The sequence below is a fragment of the Leisingera sp. S132 genome, from assembly GCF_025144465.1.
In the GTDB taxonomy this organism is placed as follows: Bacteria; Pseudomonadota; Alphaproteobacteria; order Rhodobacterales; family Rhodobacteraceae; genus Leisingera.
Genome location: NZ_CP083553.1, coordinates 777,223 through 795,183, shown reverse-complemented (window position 1 = coordinate 795,183; position 17,961 = coordinate 777,223). Strand labels below are relative to the sequence as shown.

Genomic DNA, 17,961 nt, shown 5'->3' with positions numbered 1-17,961 from the left:
CAGTCCAATCAGTGCATCGGTGCGGAGACCGGATCCAGCAAGGTGCGGCCGCCATCCAGCGTGAGCACCTGGCCGGTCATGAACCCGGAGGCGTCTGAAGCCAGATACTGGGCTGTCTCGGTCAGTTCCGTCGGAGAGGCCACCCGGCCCAGCGGCGTATGCGCCTCGATATCCTGGCGGAAACCGCGGTTTTCCTTGAGGGTTTCCTGCATCGAAGCGCTCATTACTGAACCGAAGGCAATCGAATTGACCCTGATCCGGTGCGGCGCCAGCGCCACTGCCAAGGACCGCGTGACCTGGTCCAGCGCGGCAGAGGCCACCGAATAGGCCATCAGGTCCGGGTGGGTGCGGCGGGCCGCTATCGATGACAGATTGATAATGGTGCCGAGCGGGCCGTCGCCGTCCTCATGCTCCTCTCCCTGCTTGATCATCCGCTTGGCAACCTGCTGGGACAGGCGCACTGACGGCAGCAGGCTTTGGTTCAGGAGCTGGTCCAGAGTCTGGTCCTGAGGATCCAGCGCGTCGGTCGCCACCACCTGCCGCGCGCCGTTGACCAGAATGTCGATATCGTCAAAGGCGTCGATGGTGGCGGACAGCAGGTTGGCTATGGTCAGCCGCTCGCGCAGGTCGCCGGCAAAATAGCGGATATTGCTTTCGTCGGCCTGCTCTCCCAGCTCATCAACCAATTGCGCTTCATGCATGTCGGCAAACATCACATTGGCGCCGGCATCGGCAAACTGCTTGCCGATTGCCAGTCCGATGCCGCTGGCGGCGCCGGTCACGATGGCAGTCTTTCCGGAAATGGAAAAGGACATGAAAGGGTGCTCCCCTATGGCATTTGGCCCGCACGTTAGACCGCGCCTGCCGGTTTGGAAACCGCCATTGCGCCGCGCGCGCGGTTACTTGCGCCCGCGCTTCGGCTTGGCCGCATGCAGGATCTTGAAGCGGTTGTCTCCGCCCTCCTCGCGCACCTGGGCGAATTTTTCCGCCAGCGCGGTCTCATACGGCAGGTGCCGGTTGGCGACCATCCACAGATTGCCGCTGGCGGCAAGCATGGAGGCCGCCGAAGCGATGAAGGCCTGCCCGATCGCGGGTTCGGCTGCGCGGCCGCTGTGGAACGGCGGATTCATGACCACAGTGCTCACCACGCCCGGCGCCTTCCATGTCCGGGCATCAGCCCAGTGGAAATGCGACCGTGGATCCGCTGCATTCAGGCGGGCGCAGGCCAGTGCGGCATGGTCGGCCTCAACCAAGTGCAGGTCTTCAACCCCCTCGCGCTGCAGCACCTGCGCCGAGAGATAGCCCCAGCCGGCACCAAGATCCGCCACGCAGCGGCCCAGCTTTTGCGGCAGGGCTGCCGCCAGCATCCGGGAGGCCGGGTCGATGCCATCCGCCGAGAACACGCCCGGGGCAGTGATGAAGCCCTCGACCTGCTGCGGGCCGTCAGGCAGCCAATCGGACAGACCGGTGCCGCCCTCGATCCAGAACACCTTGCCATGCGCCTTGGAGACCGGCGCGGAGGGCGCGCAGCGCTTGCGCAGGTCCTTCAGCACCGAATCGATGCCTTCCGTTTTGGCGCCGTCGATCAGCACCTGCCCCGCGGTGACCGCGGCGGCCTGCGCCACCAGCATCCGGGCCAGTGCCTTGGCCCGCGGCAAAAAGACGACGGCGGCAGCGTACTCAGCCCCGGCCTCCAGTGCAGGTGCGCAAGCGTAGCCCTGCCCTGCGAAATGATCATGATCCGGGCGGAGCGGCTGGATGACCAGAACCTGCTCCTTGGGCAGCACCGACAGATCGTGTTCGCTGCGCGGATGGAACACGGCAATGCGGCCCTCAGCAGGCACAGCAAAGCCGCCCGATTGGGCGGCCAAGGACAAGCGTACGGACATCTAAGGGCCTCTTTATTCTTCTTTTTCCATGGTGCACTGCAGCGGGTGCTGGTGGCGGCGGGCGAAATCCATCACCTGGCCCACCTTGGTTTCCGCCACCTCATGGCTGAACACGCCGACCACGGCAACGCCCTTCTTGTGCACAGTCAGCATGATCTCAAACGCCTGCGCGTGGGTCATGCCGAAGAAGCGTTCCAGCACCATCACCACGAATTCCATCGGGGTGTAGTCGTCATTCAGCAGCAGCACCTTATAGCGCGGCGGGCGCTTGGTCTTGGGCCGCGTCTTGGTCAGAACGCCGGATTCCGTGTCGTCGTCAGAATGATCAGTCATCATTGTCGGCAGCAGCGGCATAGGCAATTTGATCCAATGATACGTGGAATTAACTGTGACGCTTATATAGCGTCTATGGCGTAGAGGAAAAGAGACTGAGACCGGCAGATTGACACCTAATTTGACAACAATCGGTTTTGATGCCGATGATACGCTTTGGCACAATGAACGGTTCTTCCGCGTAACGCAGGAGCGGTTTGCCGAATTGCTGCAGGATCACACGCCTGCGGATGTCGGCCCAGAACAGCTGGAGCGCCTGCTGCTGGACGCCGAGAAGCGCAATCTGGGGCGCTATGGTTACGGGGTGAAGGGGTTCACCCTGTCGATGATCGAAACCGCGATCGAAGTGACCGGCGAGCGGGTGCCTGCAGCCGTCGTCAAGGAGCTGATCACCGCGGGCCAGATGATGCTGTCCTATCCGATCGAGCTGCTGCCCCATGCGCGGGAGGCGGTGGAGTCCGTTGCGGGCCGCTACAAGGTGGTGCTGATCACCAAGGGCGACCTGCTGGATCAGGAGCGCAAGCTGGCGCAGTCCGGCCTGGGGGAGCTGTTTGACGGCGTCGAGGTGGTCTCGGAAAAGACGCCAGACGTCTATGTGGACATCTTCAACCGCCATGGCGATGGTCCGGACCGCGCGATGATGGTCGGCAACTCGATGCGGTCCGACGTGGTGCCAGTGATCGAGGCCGGCGGCTGGGGCACCTATGTGCCGCACGGGCTGATCTGGGAGGTCGAGCACGCCGAGGCGCCGGAATACAGCCCGCGGTACACGGAGATCGCCGATCTGGGCGGGCTGGCGGATCTGGTGGACAGCCTGGGCTGAGCGGCGTTATTCCTTCGGCAAACGCCAAAGGAGCCCCGGATACATGCCCCATGCAGAATTGACGTACTCCAGCGACCTGGATGTCGATGCAGAGGCCATTCTTGCCGAAATCGAAACGGTCATACTGGAACACGACAGCGGCGCGGGCGCCTGCAAGGGCCGCGCCTACCCTGCGGGCCAGTACCACCACTCGCATATCACCATCAGCGTCGCACTGCTGACCAAGCCTCACCGGGATGAAGCCTTTTCCAGGGCATTGCTGGCAGACCTCGAATCCCGCATCAAGGCGCGGCTGCACAAGCCCTGTGAATTCTCCCTTGGCCTCAGCTATTCCACCCCGTTCTATGTGACCAATTTCCACGGCGGATGAACGGATAAACCAGCCAAAACTCTCCCGGCAGGCGCCTCCGGCCGCTGATCGCGGCCGCAGAGGCAACTTTTTTTGATAACATTTCGTTAGGACTTGCCGCATCTAGCGGCCGGAACCGCTCGGCACACAAGATGCCGGCACGGTTTGGCCGATGCGCCAAACAGCACGCATTCGCGCCTGTTTATTCCTCGTAAACCCTGTGTTACGCTTTCCAGCACAGGCAAAAACGTCAGCCGGAAAACCGGCGGCACGAGGCAAACATGGCAGTGATCACGCAGGTAAGTCCGGCGTCCAGCCGGTATTCCCGTACCCGGTTCCTATGGGCAACCGCGGTCTTTCTTTTGGCAGTTCTTACGGCAGCGATTCAGCCGCATCGGGGCGCAGCCGCGCCCTATGCAGCGATGGTCATCGACGCCCGCACCGGAGAGGTCCTGCATTCGCGCAATGCCGACACCCGGCTGCACCCGGCATCGCTGACCAAAATGATGACACTCTACATCGCGTTTGAGGCCGTTCGGAACGGCGAGATCACCCTGGACACCAAGGTCCGGATCAGCCGCAATGCCGCCGCCGAGCCGCCATCCAAGCTGGGGCTGAAAGCAGGCCAGAAAATTGCCTTCCGGTACCTGATCCGCGCCGCGGCGGTGAAGTCCGCCAATGACGCCGCCACTGCAATCGGCGAGACCCTGTCCGGATCCGAAGCCGCCTTTGCCCGCCGGATGAACCGCACCGCCAAGGCGCTGGGGATGAGCCGCACAACCTTCAAGAACGCCCACGGGCTGACCGCCAGCGGGCATCTGTCGACCGCCAGCGACATGACCACGCTGGGGCGGCATCTGCTGTATGACTATCCAGAGTATTACAACCTGTTCTCGCGCCGCTCGACCCATGCAGGCATCCGCGAGGTACCCAATACCAACCGCCGCCTGCTGGCGGCCTACCGCGGTGCCGACGGGATCAAGACCGGCTATACCCGCGCCGCCGGCTTCAACCTCGTTGCATCGGCCAAGCGCGGCAATGAACGGATCATCGCCACTGTGTTCGGCGGCAAATCCACCGCCTCGCGCAATGCCAAGGTGGCGGAGCTGCTGGACCTTGGCTTCCGCCGGGCGCCGTCGCGCGCCGCGCTGCGCAAACCGCGGCGGCCGGCTTATCAGGGAGCGGGCAATGTGGTGGTTGCCGATGCCGGTGACGAGTCCACATCTGGCGTGGCAGGCAAGACCCTCAGGGTGAGTGGCCAGGTGAACACCAGCCTGCGTCCCAAGTCGCGCCCCGGCGCCAGCGAATCGCCCGTTCTGGTTGCCGCCCTCGAAGAAGCGCTCCAGACACCGGTTAGCGAGCCTGAAGAAGATGCCGCCCCAGCTGCAGCCGTTGCCTCTGCCGGGGCTGCCGGAGGAACTGCGCCTGAAACGGCAGGCAACCCGGCGGCAGACAGCCAGCAGGAGCAGATTGAGAACGTTCAGACAGTCAGTGCGGACAGCCTTGTTCAGGGGGATGCCCTGCGCGAGAGCATTGCCGTGGCCCTCGCCGAAGCGGAAGCCGAACCGCAGCCAGCCGAGGAGACAGCGGAGCCGGTCATACTCGCGGCCGTGCAGAAGGTGCCCTTCACCGGCCTGCGCCCCGTGGCCCGCCCGGCCAGCCTGACCGGAGCCGCACCTGAGCCGGAGCCCGTTGTTGTGACCCGCCTGTCCACGTCCGGCGGCCGCTACTGGGGGGTCAATGTGGGGCTGTATACCAGCCGCTACCAGGCCGAGAAGGTGCTGCTGCGCACCGCGCTGTCGGAACTGGAAACACTGGACGGCACCCTGCGCAAAGTCGCCAAGACCCGCCGCGGGTTCGAGGCCAACTTCCTGGGCATGAGCCAGGAGCAGGCAGAATTGGCCTGCCGCCGCCTGAACGCCCGCAACGTGACCTGCGCGCCGATTGGACCGTCCTGAGTGCGGTGACACCACAAATCAGAAAAGGCGCCCGCGAAGGCGCCTTTTTTGTGGTCCCATTCCAGCGGCCTCTCCCGCCCGTCGTCAGGCTTTTCTTTTGAAAACCCCTCCTCCCGTTGGGCGTGGCACCGCGCAAAGCGCGGTGCCACGCCCAATGCCGCCAAGGTGTTCTGGCGCCAGCCAGGGCACCTGCGGGGGCGGGAGTTTTTGGTTAACGGCCGCCCGTCAGGGCTTAGGCTTATCGTCCCACTCGTCATTAAGGATACGGCGGGCGTCACCCTCTGGATCATCGTACTGGTTGCTGCGCACTGTGTAGAAAAACGCCGCAAGCCCCACTGAGCCGAGGATCAGCGAAATCGGGATCAGATAGGCAAGGACACTCATAAGCTCAGTACCAGTTTTGCGGGTGCGGGTTCAGCGCAGCCGCAGCGCGTTGAGGGAAACGGTTATGGAGGAGGTAGACATCGCCAGCGCTGCAATCAAGGGCGTTGCCAGCCCCGCAATCGCCAGCGGCACTGCAATCACATTGTAGAGCGTGGCAATGCGGAAGTTTTCACGGATGCGGCGTGTGGCCTTTTGCGCCACGCCGCAGGCCTCGGCTATGGGCTCAAGATCCTGCCCTAGCAGCACGATGTCGGAGGCTACACGCGCCGCGTCCAGGGCTGAAGCCGGAGAGATGGAGACATGCGCCGCTGCCAGCGCCGCGGTGTCGTTGAGGCCATCGCCGACCATCAGCACCTTTTGGCCCTGATCCGAGAGCAACTGAACCCGGGCGGATTTATCCGCAGGCAGCGCCTCAGCCACCCATTTGGAAATGCCCAGCCGCCCGGCCAGGTCCTCGACCGCACCAGTGGTGTCACCGGAAATCAGCAGCACATCCTTGCCGGCCGCCTTCAGCGCCTGCACGGCTTCTGCCGCGCCGGGGCGCAAGGCATCCGTGCAGAGGAAAGGCCTGGGCTCGCCTGCCCCGGTATCGAGCCAGGCTGCTGTCTGTCTGCCCTGCGCGGCCCCGACCCAGGCTGCACGGCCCAGCCGGACACAGGTGCCGCCGAACAGGCCTTCGGCGCCATATCCCGGCACCTCGGTGATGTTCTGCACCGCAGCAGGCTTGATTCCTGCAGCCCGCGCGGCGCGGGAGAGCGCCACCGACAGCGGGTGCGAGGAGGCTTCGGCCAGCGTCAGGGCGATCTCGAGATCCGCGCGGGCGTGATCGCCCAGGTTGGTGACTTCCGGCGTGCCGGAGGTCAGCGTGCCTGTCTTGTCAAAGACGACGGTATCCACTTCTGCCAGCCGTTCCAGCGCGGTGGCGTGTTTTATCAGCATGCCCCGCTTGAACAGCCGGCCCGAGGCAGCGGTTGTCACTGCAGGCACCGCAAGGCCCAGCGCACAAGGGCAGGTGATGATCAGCACCGCGGCGGCGATGTTCAGCGCCGTGCGGATGTCGAAAGTGTAGAGATACCAGCCGGCAAAGGCGAGCGCCGACAGAATGTGCACGCCGGGCGCGTAAAGTTTCGCAGCACTATCGGCCAGTGACGTATAACGGGACCGGCCGGATTCCGCGATGGCAACCAGATCCGCCATCCGGTGCAGCGATGTGTCCTCGCCCACCGCGGTTGCGCGGATGGTCAGCGGGCCTGTGAGGTTCACCTCACCGGCGGAGACAGCCAGACCCGGTTCAGCAAAAACCGGCAGGGTTTCCCCGGTCAGCAGCGACCGGTCGAGTTCGGACTGGCCGTCAACGATCTCGCCATCGACCGGCATCCGCCCGCCGGGGCGCACCAGGATCAGGTCGCCAATGGCCAGATCCGCAACCGGAACCTCGTATTCGTCACCCTCCAGCAGCCGGATCGCACGGGGTACTTCCAGCGCCGCCAGTTCCTCTGCTGCCGAGCGCGCCACAGCGCGGGTACGGTAGTCCAGATATCGGCCCGCCAGCAGGAAAAACGTGAGCGTCAGAGCTGCGTCGAAATAAGCATGTTCGCCCGAAAGGAAGGTTTCCCACAGCGATGTGATGAGCGCCAGCACCAGCGCCAGGACAATCGGCACATCCATGTTCAGCCGCCCGACCCGCAGCGCGGTCCAGGCGTTGGCAAAGAAGGGCTGCGCCGAGAAGATGATCGCAGGGAATGTGATGGCAGCCGAAATCCAGTGGAACATGTCCCGCGTGGCATCAGACGCGCCTGACCAGACCGAGATCGACAGGAGCATCACGTTCATCGAGGCGAAAAAGGCCACCGCCAAGCGCATCAGAAGATCCCGCCCGGCCTTGTCATTCTGGGTGGCCGCCAGCGCTGCGAGATCCAGTTCATGCGCCTCGAAACCGGCCCGCTCCAGCACCGGGATCAGGTCGGCGGCGCGCACCTCCGGGTCTGCCTCGATCAGCGCCCGTTTCAGGGTCAGGTTCACCCGAGCCGAATGGATGCCCGGATGGGCGTTCAGCTCCCGCTCCACCGTCGAAATACAGGCCTGGCAGTGGATGCCCGGCAGAGACAGCGCCAGCCGCGCCTCGGTTGGCGCCTGCTCTGCCGCGTCATGCGGGGCGGCAATACAGGCGGGACAGGCGACGAGCGAGGGGCGGAGCTGCGCGGTCATCGCGTTCAGCCTTTCACATGAAGGATCACCCGCTGGGTGAATTCGGTGCCATCCTTGGCCCGTGCCACCATCCGGATGTTCCAGTTGCCTGGACCCAGATCAGCCGGAGCCACATAGGCCTGGCCGTCAAATGTGAACTCCGGCTTCTGGTCGTCCTGCACATGGGTCGCCCGGCCCAGTGTTGCGCTCAGCTTGGCGACCTCCACCGGGGTACCGTCGGCGTCCGTGATCTCAAGCTTGACCTGATCCCCCTGCGAAGATGCATAGACCGACCAGCCCAGCGCCTCCTGCGCGGAGCGGCGCTGGTCAAACTCCTGGCTGGCCACGTAGGAGTTCTTCACCTCCAGCCCCGGGAAGGTTTTCACCGCATTGACCGCCAGAATGATGTTCACCCCGATGATCACCGCAAAGGCACCGCCGAACAGCAGGATGGCGTGTTTGCCGGTGAATTCGCGTTCGCGCTTGGCCATGGCTCAGTTCCCCTTGCCGTTAAAGCTGGTGTCCTTGTGGGCCCGTTCCCCGTTTATCAGATCCTCGACCCAGATGCGAACCGGAGTGCTGGAGGCCTGCGACGGTGCAGAACCCTTGGCGGAAACGATGTAGACCCGCTGCAGCAGCGCTGTATCCGCCGGGACGTTCACCGAATGATAGACCGTGCCCTCCAGCTGAAGACGCATGGCCGGGTCGCCCTTGATCGACAATTTGAACACGCGGTCCTCGCCGTGCTTGTTGCGCAGGCGCACGTCATAGGTGTTGCGGATCGAGCCGTCCGACAGGGTTACAAAGGTCGGGTTGCGTTCCGGTGCAACGGTCAGTTCGATATCGGAGCGGATGAACAGCGCAAACAGCAGCCCCACCCCCACCAGCGACCACAGGCTGGTATACATGATGGTGCGCGGGCGCAGGATATGCTTCCAGATATTCTTGGGCGGCTGGCCCTCGCGCTCCAGCGTCTCGTCCGACAGAGCCATGTAGTCGATCAGGCCGCGCGGCTTGCCGATCTTGGCCATCACATCATCGCAGGCGTCGATGCACAGCGCGCAGGTGATGCACTCCATCTGCTGGCCGTCGCGGATGTCGATCCCCACCGGGCAAACGTTGACGCAAGCCATGCAGTCGATGCAGTCGCCCTGCCCTTCGGCCACCTGGCCCTTCTTCAGCTTGCCGCGCGGCTCGCCCCGCCATTCGCGGTAGCCGACGGTCAGCGTGTCTTCATCCATCATCGCCGCCTGGATGCGCGGCCAGGGGCAGGCATAAATGCAGATCTGCTCGCGCGCGAAGCCTCCGAACAGGAAGGTGGTCGCGGTCAGGATCAGCATGGTGGAATAGGCAATGGGGTGCGCGTTCAGCGTCACCAGATCATAGGCCAGCGTCGGCGCATCAGCAAAGTAGAAGACCCAGGCACCACCGGTGGCGAGACCGATCAGGAACCAGGCCACCCATTTGGTCACCCGCAGGCGTGCCTTGCGGAAATCCATTTTCTTCTGCCGGTGCAGGCGCAGGCGGGCGTTGCGGTCGCCCTCAATCCATCGTTCCACCAGGATGAACAGGTCGGTCCAGACGGTCTGCGGGCAGGCATAGCCGCACCAGACCCGGCCCAGCGCCGAGGTGAACAGGAAAAGTCCAAGCCCGGCCATGATCAAAAGACCCGCCACGAAGTAGAACTCATGCGGCCAGATCTCGATCCAGAAGAAGTAGAACCGGCGGTTTGCCAGATCCAGCAGCACCGCCTGATCCGGCAGCGACGGCCCGCGGTCCCAGCGGATCCAGGGGGTCAGGTAGTAAATCCCCAGCGTCACCGCCATGATGTACCATTTCAGGTTGCGGAACTTGCCGGACACGCGCCGCGGGAAAATTGGCTCTCTGGCGGCATAGAGGCTGGGGGCCGGGTTGGAATCGCTCACGGACTCTCTCCGTTTTGTGGCAGTGCTGCCGCCCTTGTCACAGAAGCAAAGTGCCAGAACTTTGACGTGGATCAAAAAGCGCATCACACAATCATGTTTTCCGGCCCGGTTTTGCCCCCGGAGCGGTATTCCGCCACCTATGCCTGTGCCTGCCATGCTGCCAGAGGCAAGTTGCCGCAGAAGCCGGAAACACAGCGTTGGAGCGTTTTCCCGTGCGCCTCTTGGATGCAGTTCAGCGGGATATTTCCGGGTTCTTTGGAACCTTTTCCCGCTGGTGCGGGTTGGGGGGCTGTATTGCACGGTCTGAAGTGCGAAACACTCAGGAGATCAACCAATGAAACATCTTACGCTTTCGGCTTCGCTGATCATCGCCGCGGCGGCCCCTGTGGCTGGCGGCACGGACGGCAGCATTTCCGCAAGCGGCCCACTCAGCGGCGGCACGGCTTCAGAGGGCGGCCTATCGGCCCTGATCCCCGACGCAGACGGGCCTGCGATGGAGCCACTGGGCATGAATGAGGTTACTGCATCAGAATTGACCGGAGCTCCAGCCTATGACGCCGAGGACGAGCATATTGGCGAGCTCTCGCAGGTCGTGGTGAACACCAGTGGCGGCGTCGAAGCCGTCATCATCGATGTGGGCGGCTTTCTGGGCTTCGGTGAAAAGCCGGTCGAGCTGTCGATGGGGGATATCGAGATCGTGCAGGCCGAAACCGACGTGCGTATCTTAACCCATCTGACACGCGAGCAACTGGAAGCCCTGCCGGACTACCAGCCCGGATAAGATCCGAATTCATGGCGGCCTTCTGGCCGCCATGATCACCGCCGTTTGTTTGTCTTCCCTGGTTCCGGTTTCCTGCCTCGTACCAGTGTCCCGGGGAATGTCACTTCCAAGCGGCCTGCAAGACCGGGTTCCGAAAGGAACCCGGTCTTTTGGTGCTCGGCTGCAGCGCATGGCAATCAAACAAGCCCCGCCGCGAACGAAGCAGCAGCGGTAAAGAGCGCGGACAGTGTGAGCAAGACGATCAGCCCGTCGCGGGTCAGCATGGCCACGGCCAGGAGGCTGACAATGCCGCCCAGCACCGACGAGGAAAACGGGACAATTTCCAGCAGGGGCATCAGAGCGCCGCAGATCAGGCACACGGCCTGGATGACCGTAAGAAAGGGCTGGCGGGTCAACAATGCCAGCCGCTTGCCCGAATGACGGTCCATCCATCGCACGCTCCCGCGTAACGCCGCCGCCCCCTTGCGCACGGTATCAGCCTTAATCCTGCGGCGGCCCAGCCAGCCGGGGATCCACAGGTGCTGCCGCCCCATCAGCATTTGAGCCGAGATCAGGCAGATCAGCGCACCGCAGGCAGAGGAAAACAGCGGCACCCCGCTGAGTGGTGTGACCACAGCCATGGCCGGGACTGCCAGAACCGCCGGAAGCGAACTCTGCCCCAGTTCCTCTGCAAACCGGCGGACGGTGATGCCGCCGCGGTTTCTGCGCGCAAGACTGCTGGTTTCCTTCAGCACATGTTCAACAGGCTGGTTCGCTGAAGTCATTTTGCCCCCTTCCTCTGGCGGTTCCGGTTTAGAAAGGCAACGCGACTGCCGGTCTGTAGTTCCAAGCGCCTGATTTCCGCAAGAATCCGCCGATGCATGTACATTCAGCGGGCCTTCAGGATTTTTGCAGGAACCTTTCTTCTGGCCGGTGCGTTCTGTCGGTGCATCCCCAAGAGGGACACAATTGGAAAGGAATACCGACGATGAAACATCTGCTCCGCACCACCGCTCTTGTTGCAGCTATGGCCACCGCAGCTACCGCTGGGTCCATGGTGTCCGAAATCGACGTGACCGCCGATCTGAGTGCGATTGAGAACCATCCGGCAGCAAAAGTCTGGACCAGCCTCGAAACCGATCTGGAAACCGCCCTCGCAGAGAAGCTGGTAGGCCAGATCGCCGAAGCCGGTGCCGAGGACGCGGCAGAGATCCATGTGGAGATCGACTCGGTGGCACTGGCCAGCAATTTCGAGCAGGCGCTGGGTGTCGGCGAATGGGTCCTGAAGGGCGATGTGGATATCGATATGGCCGATGCCTCCAAAGATATGCGCTATGACCTGACCGTGTCCGCGGACCAGCTGAACGCCTACTACCCCGAAGGCATCGATCCCGCAGCCGTGACCGTTGACAGCGACCTGTTCTACAATGCCGTCATTGATGCCTTCGCAGGCAATGTGGCCTCGAAACTGCAATAAGGAGGCCGGCATGCGTATCATGATAGCTTTGCTGGCACTGGCAGGCCTGGCGGCCTGCGAGACCGCAGAAGGCTTCGGCAGGGATGTATCGAACCTTGGCAATGAAATCACCGAGGAATCGCAGGAAGCTCAATAAGTCTTGCGGCCTCCCCCCCGTCCCAAAGGCCCGGTGCAGTGCTGCACCGGGCCTTTTTCATTCGCTTGTCGAGGGCGGGGCAAATTCTCCGGGTGGCCGCGGATGCAAGCAATCCGGGTCAGACAATGTCTTCGGTAGCACCTGGCAAGGGCTGCTGCAGTTCCGCCATCCTGTCCGGGTCATGCGGCACCAGCAGCCCGCGCCGGGCCTCGGGGCGGCGCACCTGGTTGCGGCGGATTTCCTGCTGCCACCAGGCGGCAGCGCTGGCCGGATCCAATGCCTGCTCCGGCAGGTCTTCCTGCCACCAGTGCCGGGCCAGCGTGTGCCAGAGCTGACCGATCCGGTCTTGCCGGGTGATCCGCAATGCGGCCTCGGTATCCCAGCGCATAGAGCGCCCGTTGAGATTGGCCGACCCCACCAGAGCAAAATCCCGGTCGGCTATGAGCGCCTTGCTGTGCACATAGACCAGCGGCGAGCCTGCCAGGGTCGAGGGCGCGTCCCGCGCAGCCATCCGGCGCTGCACCGGGCTGGCGATACAGGCGCGGGATCCAAAAGCGGAACTCACGGTCTCAAGCGCCTCAGCCTGCAGAGCCATGCCATAGCGGGCATCAAGTTCCTGGTTCCCGTCAAAGGCAACATCTTCCGGCAAGCCGGGAAGAATAAGGATCAGCGATAGATCTGGGTTGCGGCGGGCCGCATCTGCCAGCCCGCGTGCAATGACGCTGGAGCGCAGAAACTGGGTCTCCAGATAAATAAGGCTGCGGGCAGCGGCAAATGCGGCCAGGTGGTCTTCTTCGATTTCGCGAAGAACCGTCTTTGGCGACAGCGCCCAAAAGCCCGCTTGGCGCGGAACCGACAAGGTGCGACGGATGTGCTTGCGGGCAGGCGGCGGCCTGCGCCCGGCTATGTCCTCCAGAAAGCTGTCGAGATGATCCGCGGCTTCCTCTGCTTCGGGACCGCGCAGCAGCAATTGCACATCCGCCCATGTCTTGAACGCGGGCTGGTCGTGGGCGGTGGTGTCGTACCGGCGGTGGTTCTGATCCAGCCCGCCGATGTAGAGAACCTGACGGTCGATCACCGCAATCTTTTGGTGATGAGAAACAGGATAGAGCTGCGGCAGACCGCGGTTCGCGGCGGAGGGCCTGAGCCGCCGCGGCAGCTTGCGAAGCTTACGGATCACAAAAGGTGAAAATGCCAGCCGCGGCAGCAAGCCGGCCCGTGCCGGATGCAGCGCCGCGGTCACCGACAGACGCGCAGCCGTTTCCGGCGCAAGCCCGCTGGCAATCTCCCTGGCCTGGGCAAGCGTGTTTTGCGCAGCCGCGTGCAACGGGGCCGCCATCACCGGGTCAAAATCGCTCACCACCAGGCGGACGCGCACGCCGCGGCGCAGGGCATCCGCGATCAGTTCTGCCCAGGTTTCCCCTGTCTTCTTCGCGTCCGGGCTCAACAGCTTGGTGGCGAAATCGAACAGCCGGAAGCTCGCGCTGATTTCATTCTTGGCCTCCAGCACCGCACGCTCAAAAGCCGGCCAGGCCTGTTCAGCGGTGACCAGAACTGAAAAGTCCGGGCAGCGGACGTCATCATGCTGCGGGTTCTTCTGCGTCATGATCCTGTTCTGTGTCCCTTGCGGCTGGCGGAACTGCACCGGCGGCAACGGGAAAGCCCAGCCGGTAGGTGTAAGCCGTCTCTGTCTCGCCGGTACTCACGGTGCCGTCAAGCTGTGCCGCAAAAGCCATCATCAGCCGTGCGCCAATGCCGGTTCCCTGAAGGACTTCATCCTCTGCCGCCAGCGGCTGCCCCTTGGTGTTGGTGATTTCAAGCTCCAGCCAGTCCGGCGCTGTTTCTAGCAGACGGACATCAATCCGAGGGCGTCCGCCGTCAGGCACACCCAGGTATTTGACTGCGTTGGTCATCGCCTCCGACACCAGCATCGAGAGCGTGACACCCTGATCCTGGGTCAGCGGAACAGGCGCGAGGTCGGTTTCGATCACGATCTCCTGCCCGGTTCCGGCGTTCATCGATCCGATTTCCGAGATCAGCTCCTGGATCAGGTCGCGGCTGTCAACAGTTGTGATATCCGGGTTGGTGTTCAGGCTGCGGTGAATGGTGGCCAGCCCCCGCACCCGGCGCTGCAATTGCGACAGCATGCGGCGGGCCTCGGGCGTCTGTGCCGTTCGGCCCTGCATGTTCATGATCGAGGCAACTAGCTGGAGGTTGTTCTTGACCCGGTGGTGCACCTCGCGCAGCAGGATTGTCTTTTCTTCCAGGTCCAGCTCGCGCCGCCGTTCTGCCTCGCTCAGGATGGCAACCATCCTGTTGAAGGACTGCTCCGCTTCCTCGAACTCGCGCGGCGGGTTGTGAAGTTCGAGCCTGGGGTCCTCACGTTCCCCCAGCGCATAACGGCGCATGGCCCGGCGCAGCGCGCTGAGGTGGCGGATAACCATCTGCTGCAGGCCAAGAACCGCCACGGAAATCCCTGCAAGCCACATCAACACCGGAAACGCGATCGTCATCAGGGAGGCCGGGTTTCTGGCCGCGGTCATGGCGTTTTCCACCGGCCAGCTGCCGACCACCGAAACCTGCCCGGGAAGAATTTCACTCACAGCAAAGAACCGTTCGCTGCCCGAACGGTCATCCTCAAAAAAGGTCTCCCCGGTGTGCGCCAGCAGATCCCGCCGCGGCACCGAAACGGGCAGCACTTGCGCCGCGTCCTCTTCCGGCACGCTGGAGGAAAGGATTTCGCCCTGCGCGTCGATTGTCACGTACTGGATGCCCCGGTCGGACCAGTTGTTTCCGAAATCTGCTGCGGCGACCTTGTGCGGGATGGCTATGGACACATATCCCAGCAATATACCGTCGCGCTGCACCGGGCTGGTGGCCAGCAGGAACGAGCCGCCTTCCCCCAAAAGATCGCGGCCCAAAGCAAAGGACAACTGCGACGTCTGGCGGGCCTTCAAGTACATCCACCGGTCAGACACGTCCCGAGCCTTACCATCAGATGCGCAAATCATCCGGCCATCCGGTGTGATGAAAGCCGCGAAGGTGAACGGGTTCGGGCCGTCCGTGAAAGCCTGCAGAAGACTGCTGCAGGCGCGGCGGTCGTCCAGAACGGGAAGTATGGCCGCCGCGACCCCTTCTGTAGCGCCGCCAGCGCGCTGCAATAGTTCGCGTTCCTTGGATGCCGCCCGTTCGGTCCGGTCAAGCAGCGATGCATGCGACAGCCGGGTGGCCTCATCGACAACAGCATAAGTCTGATAGAGCGCGATCATGCCCAGCGGCAGCAGCGCAAACGTCATCAGCGCTGCGAGCCGGACCAGAAGCCCCCCTGCCTGCAACCGCGGCATTGAAATCATGCGGCGCTCTGCTGCGCGACAATTCCGGCTGTCACGGTGTCGGTCAGCTCAATCTGACCGTCTTCGTCCAGATCCATCAGCTCAGCCAGACGGGCACGGGCGCGATTGACACGGCTTTTGATGGTGCCGGTTTTGACGCCGCACATTCCGGCGGCCTCATCGTAGGAAAACCCGCCTGCGCCGACCAGCACCAGCGCTTCGCGCTGCTCATCGTTGAGCTGAGCAAAAGCCACATGAAAGTCGCGCATGTGAAGCCGTCCGTCGTGATCCGGTTTTTGCGCCAGGCTGCCGGACAGTGCCCCGTCGGCATCCTCGACCTCGCGCTTGCGCTTGCGGCGCAGCGAGTAAAAGGTGTTGCGCAGGATAGTGAAAAGCCAGGCGCGCATATTCGAACCCGCTTCGAATTTCTCGATGTTGGTCCAGGCCTTGACGAGCGTATCCTGCACCAGGTCGTCGGCGGTGGCGCTGTTGCGGGTCAGGCTGATGGCAAAGGCGCGCAGAGCACCCAGATGGTTGACCAGGTCGTCCCTGGGATCCGGTTGTGTCTCAGTCATTCGAGGTACTCTCCTCTGACTGCTTCATCTTTCCCAGAGTCTCTTTTTCCTTCAGCTGTTTCAGCAGGTCAGTGAAGCGGTCCGGCACAGGTTCGCTGGCGACCTGTTCGAACGCCCGCTTGAGGTTTTCGTCGATTTCGCGGTCGGCCTGCTCATTCCGGGGCCGGGCACGTTGTGGCTGTGTCATGCGATCCATCAATTTTTTGCGCGGTTTCTGGAACCAAACGCGCGGCGGTGCGTATAGTTCCATATATATTGTAAAAAAAAGGAACGTCGCACAATGACCGCTCAATCGGGAGAACTGATCGCCAGCCAGATTGGTGCCAACCTGCCCTATTTGCGCCGCTATGCGCGTGCGCTGACAGGCAGCCAGAGCAGCGGCGACAAATATGCCCTGGCGGCGCTGGAGGCGATCCTGGCAGGGGAAGCCGAATATGACAGCAGCCTGTCGCCCAAGGCCGCCCTGTTCCGGGTCTTCCACGCAATCTGGTCTTCCACCGGGGCACCGGCAGGCGAAGATGAAGCCGATACCGGACTCGCCGCCAAGGCGCAAAGGCATCTGCGCCAGCTGACACCGAACACCCGTGAAGCGCTGCTGCTGCACACGATAGAGGAATTCAGTTCTGCCAGCACAGGTGTTATCATGGGGGTCAGTGAAGACGAGGCTTCCGAACTGATTTCAATTGCTTACGAGGAAATGTCACGCGCCACTGCAGGCCGGGTGATGATCATCGAGGACGAGGCCGTTATTGCCATGGACCTGGAAGCGATTGTCACAGCTATGGGCCACAGTGTCACCGGCATCGCCCGTACCGAAGCCCAAGCGATGGAGCTTGCCTCCAGCGCCCCCGCCGAGCTTGTGCTGTCGGATATCCAGCTGGCCGACAATTCCAGCGGCATAGATGCCGTGAACGGCATACTGGAAAAACACGGCGACCGCCCGGTCATTTTTATCACTGCCTATCCCGAACGTCTGCTGACCGGGGAAGGCCCCGAACCAGCCTTCCTCATTTCCAAACCCTACACGGAAGAGCAAGTCCGCTCTGCCGTCAGCCAGGCGATGTTCTTTTCTTCCACGGAAACGCTGAAAGTCTGAAGACCGCTCACCAGTTGCCGACGTCCTGGCCGGACCGCCCCGCGGTCCGGTTTTCATTTGCTCCTTGGCAAAAGCCCCCGGCCGCGATAGCGGCCGGGGGCTTTGCTACGCCGTCCACGCACGGAGGCGATGAAATTCAGGATTACGACTTGGCGATTGCGCGCAGCATCCAGGCCGCCTGTTCATGAAAGGCAGAGCGAGCCGTTGCCAGGTCCTCTGTCACGATGTCACGGCGGCGGCCTGCCAGTTCTGCCAGCGCATGCATGCGCTGAGCAATCCGCTCATGGCTTGCGGCCAGATCCTGCGCCATTTCACCGGCGCTCAGCTCTCCGCTGGGATCCTCGATCTTGGAGCGGTTCAGCACTTCGTCCATGCGCGATGGCGCCAGATGCCCCAGGGCACGGATGCGTTCTGCCAAGTCGTCGGCCGCGGAGAACATGTTTTCGTATTGCTCTTCGGTCAGCTTGTGCATTGAGAAGAAGGCCGGGCCTTCCACATTCCAGTGGCAAGCGTGGGTCTTGAAAACCAGACGGTACGTATCTGCGAGCACGTCCGCCAAGCCGTCAGCGATTGGGCCAGTGTCCCTGACACCGGTTTCAACTTTGTCGGGGCTTGGTACGGCGGTCAGTGCGCCAGTCATGGGATACTCCTTTTCTGTTGCAGGTCGCTTACAATGGATAAACGCAGGCGAGGCGGGATTGTTCCGCCCCGCCGGCAAGAGAATGCAGGCATTCTGC

Annotated in this window: 20 protein-coding genes; 7 read left to right on the top strand and 13 right to left on the bottom strand. The window is 62.8% G+C overall.

The window, feature by feature from the left end:
* Positions 1-8: 8 nt before the first annotated feature.
* The 3 genes from K3725_RS03805 to clpS all read right to left on the bottom strand — a co-directional run bounded on the left by K3725_RS03805 (position 9) and on the right by clpS (position 2,225).
* On the bottom strand, positions 9-815 hold the full coding sequence (locus tag K3725_RS03805; RefSeq protein ID WP_260017535.1) for an SDR family NAD(P)-dependent oxidoreductase: 807 nt from the start codon (positions 813-815) through the stop codon (positions 9-11).
* Positions 816-899: 84 nt separating this feature from the next.
* Entirely contained in the window at positions 900-1,889 is a 990-nt protein-coding gene (locus K3725_RS03800; RefSeq protein WP_260017534.1) for a methyltransferase, read from the bottom strand.
* 12 nt (positions 1,890-1,901) lie between these two features.
* Complete coding sequence (gene clpS / locus K3725_RS03795) at positions 1,902-2,225, bottom strand: ATP-dependent Clp protease adapter ClpS (protein ID WP_036762377.1); 324 nt, start codon at positions 2,223-2,225, stop codon at positions 1,902-1,904.
* Positions 2,226-2,331: 106 nt separating this feature from the next.
* Here clpS and K3725_RS03790 point away from each other — a divergent pair, with 106 nt between their 5' ends.
* The 3 genes from K3725_RS03790 (at position 2,332) to K3725_RS03780 (ending at position 5,352) form a co-directional block, all read left to right on the top strand.
* Entirely contained in the window at positions 2,332-3,045 is a 714-nt protein-coding gene (locus tag K3725_RS03790; protein ID WP_260017533.1) for an HAD family hydrolase, read from the top strand.
* 43 nt (positions 3,046-3,088) lie between these two features.
* On the top strand, positions 3,089-3,415 hold the full coding sequence (locus K3725_RS03785; RefSeq protein WP_260017532.1) for a hypothetical protein: 327 nt from the start codon (positions 3,089-3,091) through the stop codon (positions 3,413-3,415).
* A 260-nt stretch (positions 3,416-3,675) separates the two neighbouring features.
* Complete coding sequence (locus tag K3725_RS03780) at positions 3,676-5,352, top strand: D-alanyl-D-alanine carboxypeptidase family protein (protein ID WP_260017531.1); 1,677 nt, start codon at positions 3,676-3,678, stop codon at positions 5,350-5,352.
* A 225-nt stretch (positions 5,353-5,577) separates the two neighbouring features.
* Here the strand turns inward: K3725_RS03780 and ccoS are convergent, their stop codons facing one another.
* Genes ccoS through ccoG form a run of 4 tightly spaced genes read right to left on the bottom strand, consistent with a single transcriptional unit; the run spans position 5,578 to position 9,848 of the window.
* Positions 5,578-5,736 (bottom strand): cbb3-type cytochrome oxidase assembly protein CcoS, encoded by a 159-nt coding sequence (gene ccoS, locus K3725_RS03775; protein WP_019297180.1) that lies wholly within the window; start codon positions 5,734-5,736, stop codon positions 5,578-5,580.
* A 30-nt stretch (positions 5,737-5,766) separates the two neighbouring features.
* Positions 5,767-7,944, bottom strand: a complete 2,178-nt coding sequence (locus K3725_RS03770) for a heavy metal translocating P-type ATPase (RefSeq protein ID WP_260017530.1) — start codon at positions 7,942-7,944, stop codon at positions 5,767-5,769.
* Positions 7,945-7,949: 5 nt separating this feature from the next.
* The gene (locus K3725_RS03765; RefSeq protein ID WP_260017529.1) at positions 7,950-8,414 is read right to left on the bottom strand and encodes a FixH family protein; all 465 of its coding nucleotides are present in this window, start codon (positions 8,412-8,414) and stop codon (positions 7,950-7,952) included.
* Between the two features lie 3 nt (positions 8,415-8,417).
* Positions 8,418-9,848, bottom strand: a complete 1,431-nt coding sequence (gene ccoG / locus K3725_RS03760) for a cytochrome c oxidase accessory protein CcoG (protein ID WP_260017528.1) — start codon at positions 9,846-9,848, stop codon at positions 8,418-8,420.
* Positions 9,849-10,182: 334 nt separating this feature from the next.
* Here ccoG and K3725_RS03755 point away from each other — a divergent pair, with 334 nt between their 5' ends.
* On the top strand, positions 10,183-10,629 hold the full coding sequence (locus K3725_RS03755; protein WP_260017527.1) for a PRC-barrel domain-containing protein: 447 nt from the start codon (positions 10,183-10,185) through the stop codon (positions 10,627-10,629).
* Between the two features lie 176 nt (positions 10,630-10,805).
* Here the strand turns inward: K3725_RS03755 and K3725_RS03750 are convergent, their stop codons facing one another.
* Positions 10,806-11,393, bottom strand: coding sequence for an exopolysaccharide biosynthesis protein (locus tag K3725_RS03750; protein WP_260017526.1), 588 nt, complete (start codon positions 11,391-11,393; stop codon positions 10,806-10,808).
* 203 nt (positions 11,394-11,596) lie between these two features.
* Here K3725_RS03750 and K3725_RS03745 point away from each other — a divergent pair, with 203 nt between their 5' ends.
* Positions 11,597-12,085, top strand: a complete 489-nt coding sequence (locus tag K3725_RS03745; RefSeq protein ID WP_260017525.1) for a hypothetical protein — start codon at positions 11,597-11,599, stop codon at positions 12,083-12,085.
* Positions 12,086-12,095: 10 nt separating this feature from the next.
* Positions 12,096-12,221 carry an entericidin gene (locus K3725_RS03740; protein ID WP_260017524.1) on the top strand — a complete coding sequence of 42 codons (126 nt, stop codon included), beginning with the start codon at positions 12,096-12,098 and terminating at the stop codon, positions 12,219-12,221.
* 118 nt (positions 12,222-12,339) lie between these two features.
* On the opposite strand, the gene K3725_RS03735 is transcribed toward K3725_RS03740, so the two are convergent.
* Genes K3725_RS03735 through K3725_RS03720 form a run of 4 tightly spaced genes read right to left on the bottom strand, consistent with a single transcriptional unit; the run spans position 12,340 to position 16,315 of the window.
* On the bottom strand, positions 12,340-13,827 hold the full coding sequence (locus K3725_RS03735; RefSeq protein ID WP_260017523.1) for a phospholipase D family protein: 1,488 nt from the start codon (positions 13,825-13,827) through the stop codon (positions 12,340-12,342).
* Positions 13,802-15,574: a sensor histidine kinase gene (locus tag K3725_RS03730; protein ID WP_260017522.1), complete on the bottom strand. Its 1,773-nt coding sequence runs from the start codon at positions 15,572-15,574 to the stop codon at positions 13,802-13,804. Before K3725_RS03730 ends, K3725_RS03735 begins: the two co-directional genes overlap by 26 nt.
* On the bottom strand, positions 15,571-16,128 hold the full coding sequence (locus tag K3725_RS03725; protein WP_260017521.1) for an RNA polymerase sigma factor: 558 nt from the start codon (positions 16,126-16,128) through the stop codon (positions 15,571-15,573). Before K3725_RS03725 ends, K3725_RS03730 begins: the two co-directional genes overlap by 4 nt.
* Positions 16,121-16,315: a NepR family anti-sigma factor gene (locus K3725_RS03720; RefSeq protein ID WP_260017520.1), complete on the bottom strand. Its 195-nt coding sequence runs from the start codon at positions 16,313-16,315 to the stop codon at positions 16,121-16,123. Before K3725_RS03720 ends, K3725_RS03725 begins: the two co-directional genes overlap by 8 nt.
* Positions 16,316-16,408: 93 nt before the next feature.
* Here K3725_RS03720 and K3725_RS03715 point away from each other — a divergent pair, with 93 nt between their 5' ends.
* Positions 16,409-17,224 (top strand): response regulator, encoded by an 816-nt coding sequence (locus K3725_RS03715; RefSeq protein WP_260017519.1) that lies wholly within the window; start codon positions 16,409-16,411, stop codon positions 17,222-17,224.
* Positions 17,225-17,366: 142 nt separating this feature from the next.
* Here K3725_RS03715 and K3725_RS03710 read toward each other — a convergent pair whose 3' ends face one another.
* Positions 17,367-17,864 carry a Dps family protein gene (locus K3725_RS03710; RefSeq protein ID WP_260017518.1) on the bottom strand — a complete coding sequence of 166 codons (498 nt, stop codon included), beginning with the start codon at positions 17,862-17,864 and terminating at the stop codon, positions 17,367-17,369.
* Between the last annotated feature and the right edge of the window lie 97 nt (positions 17,865-17,961).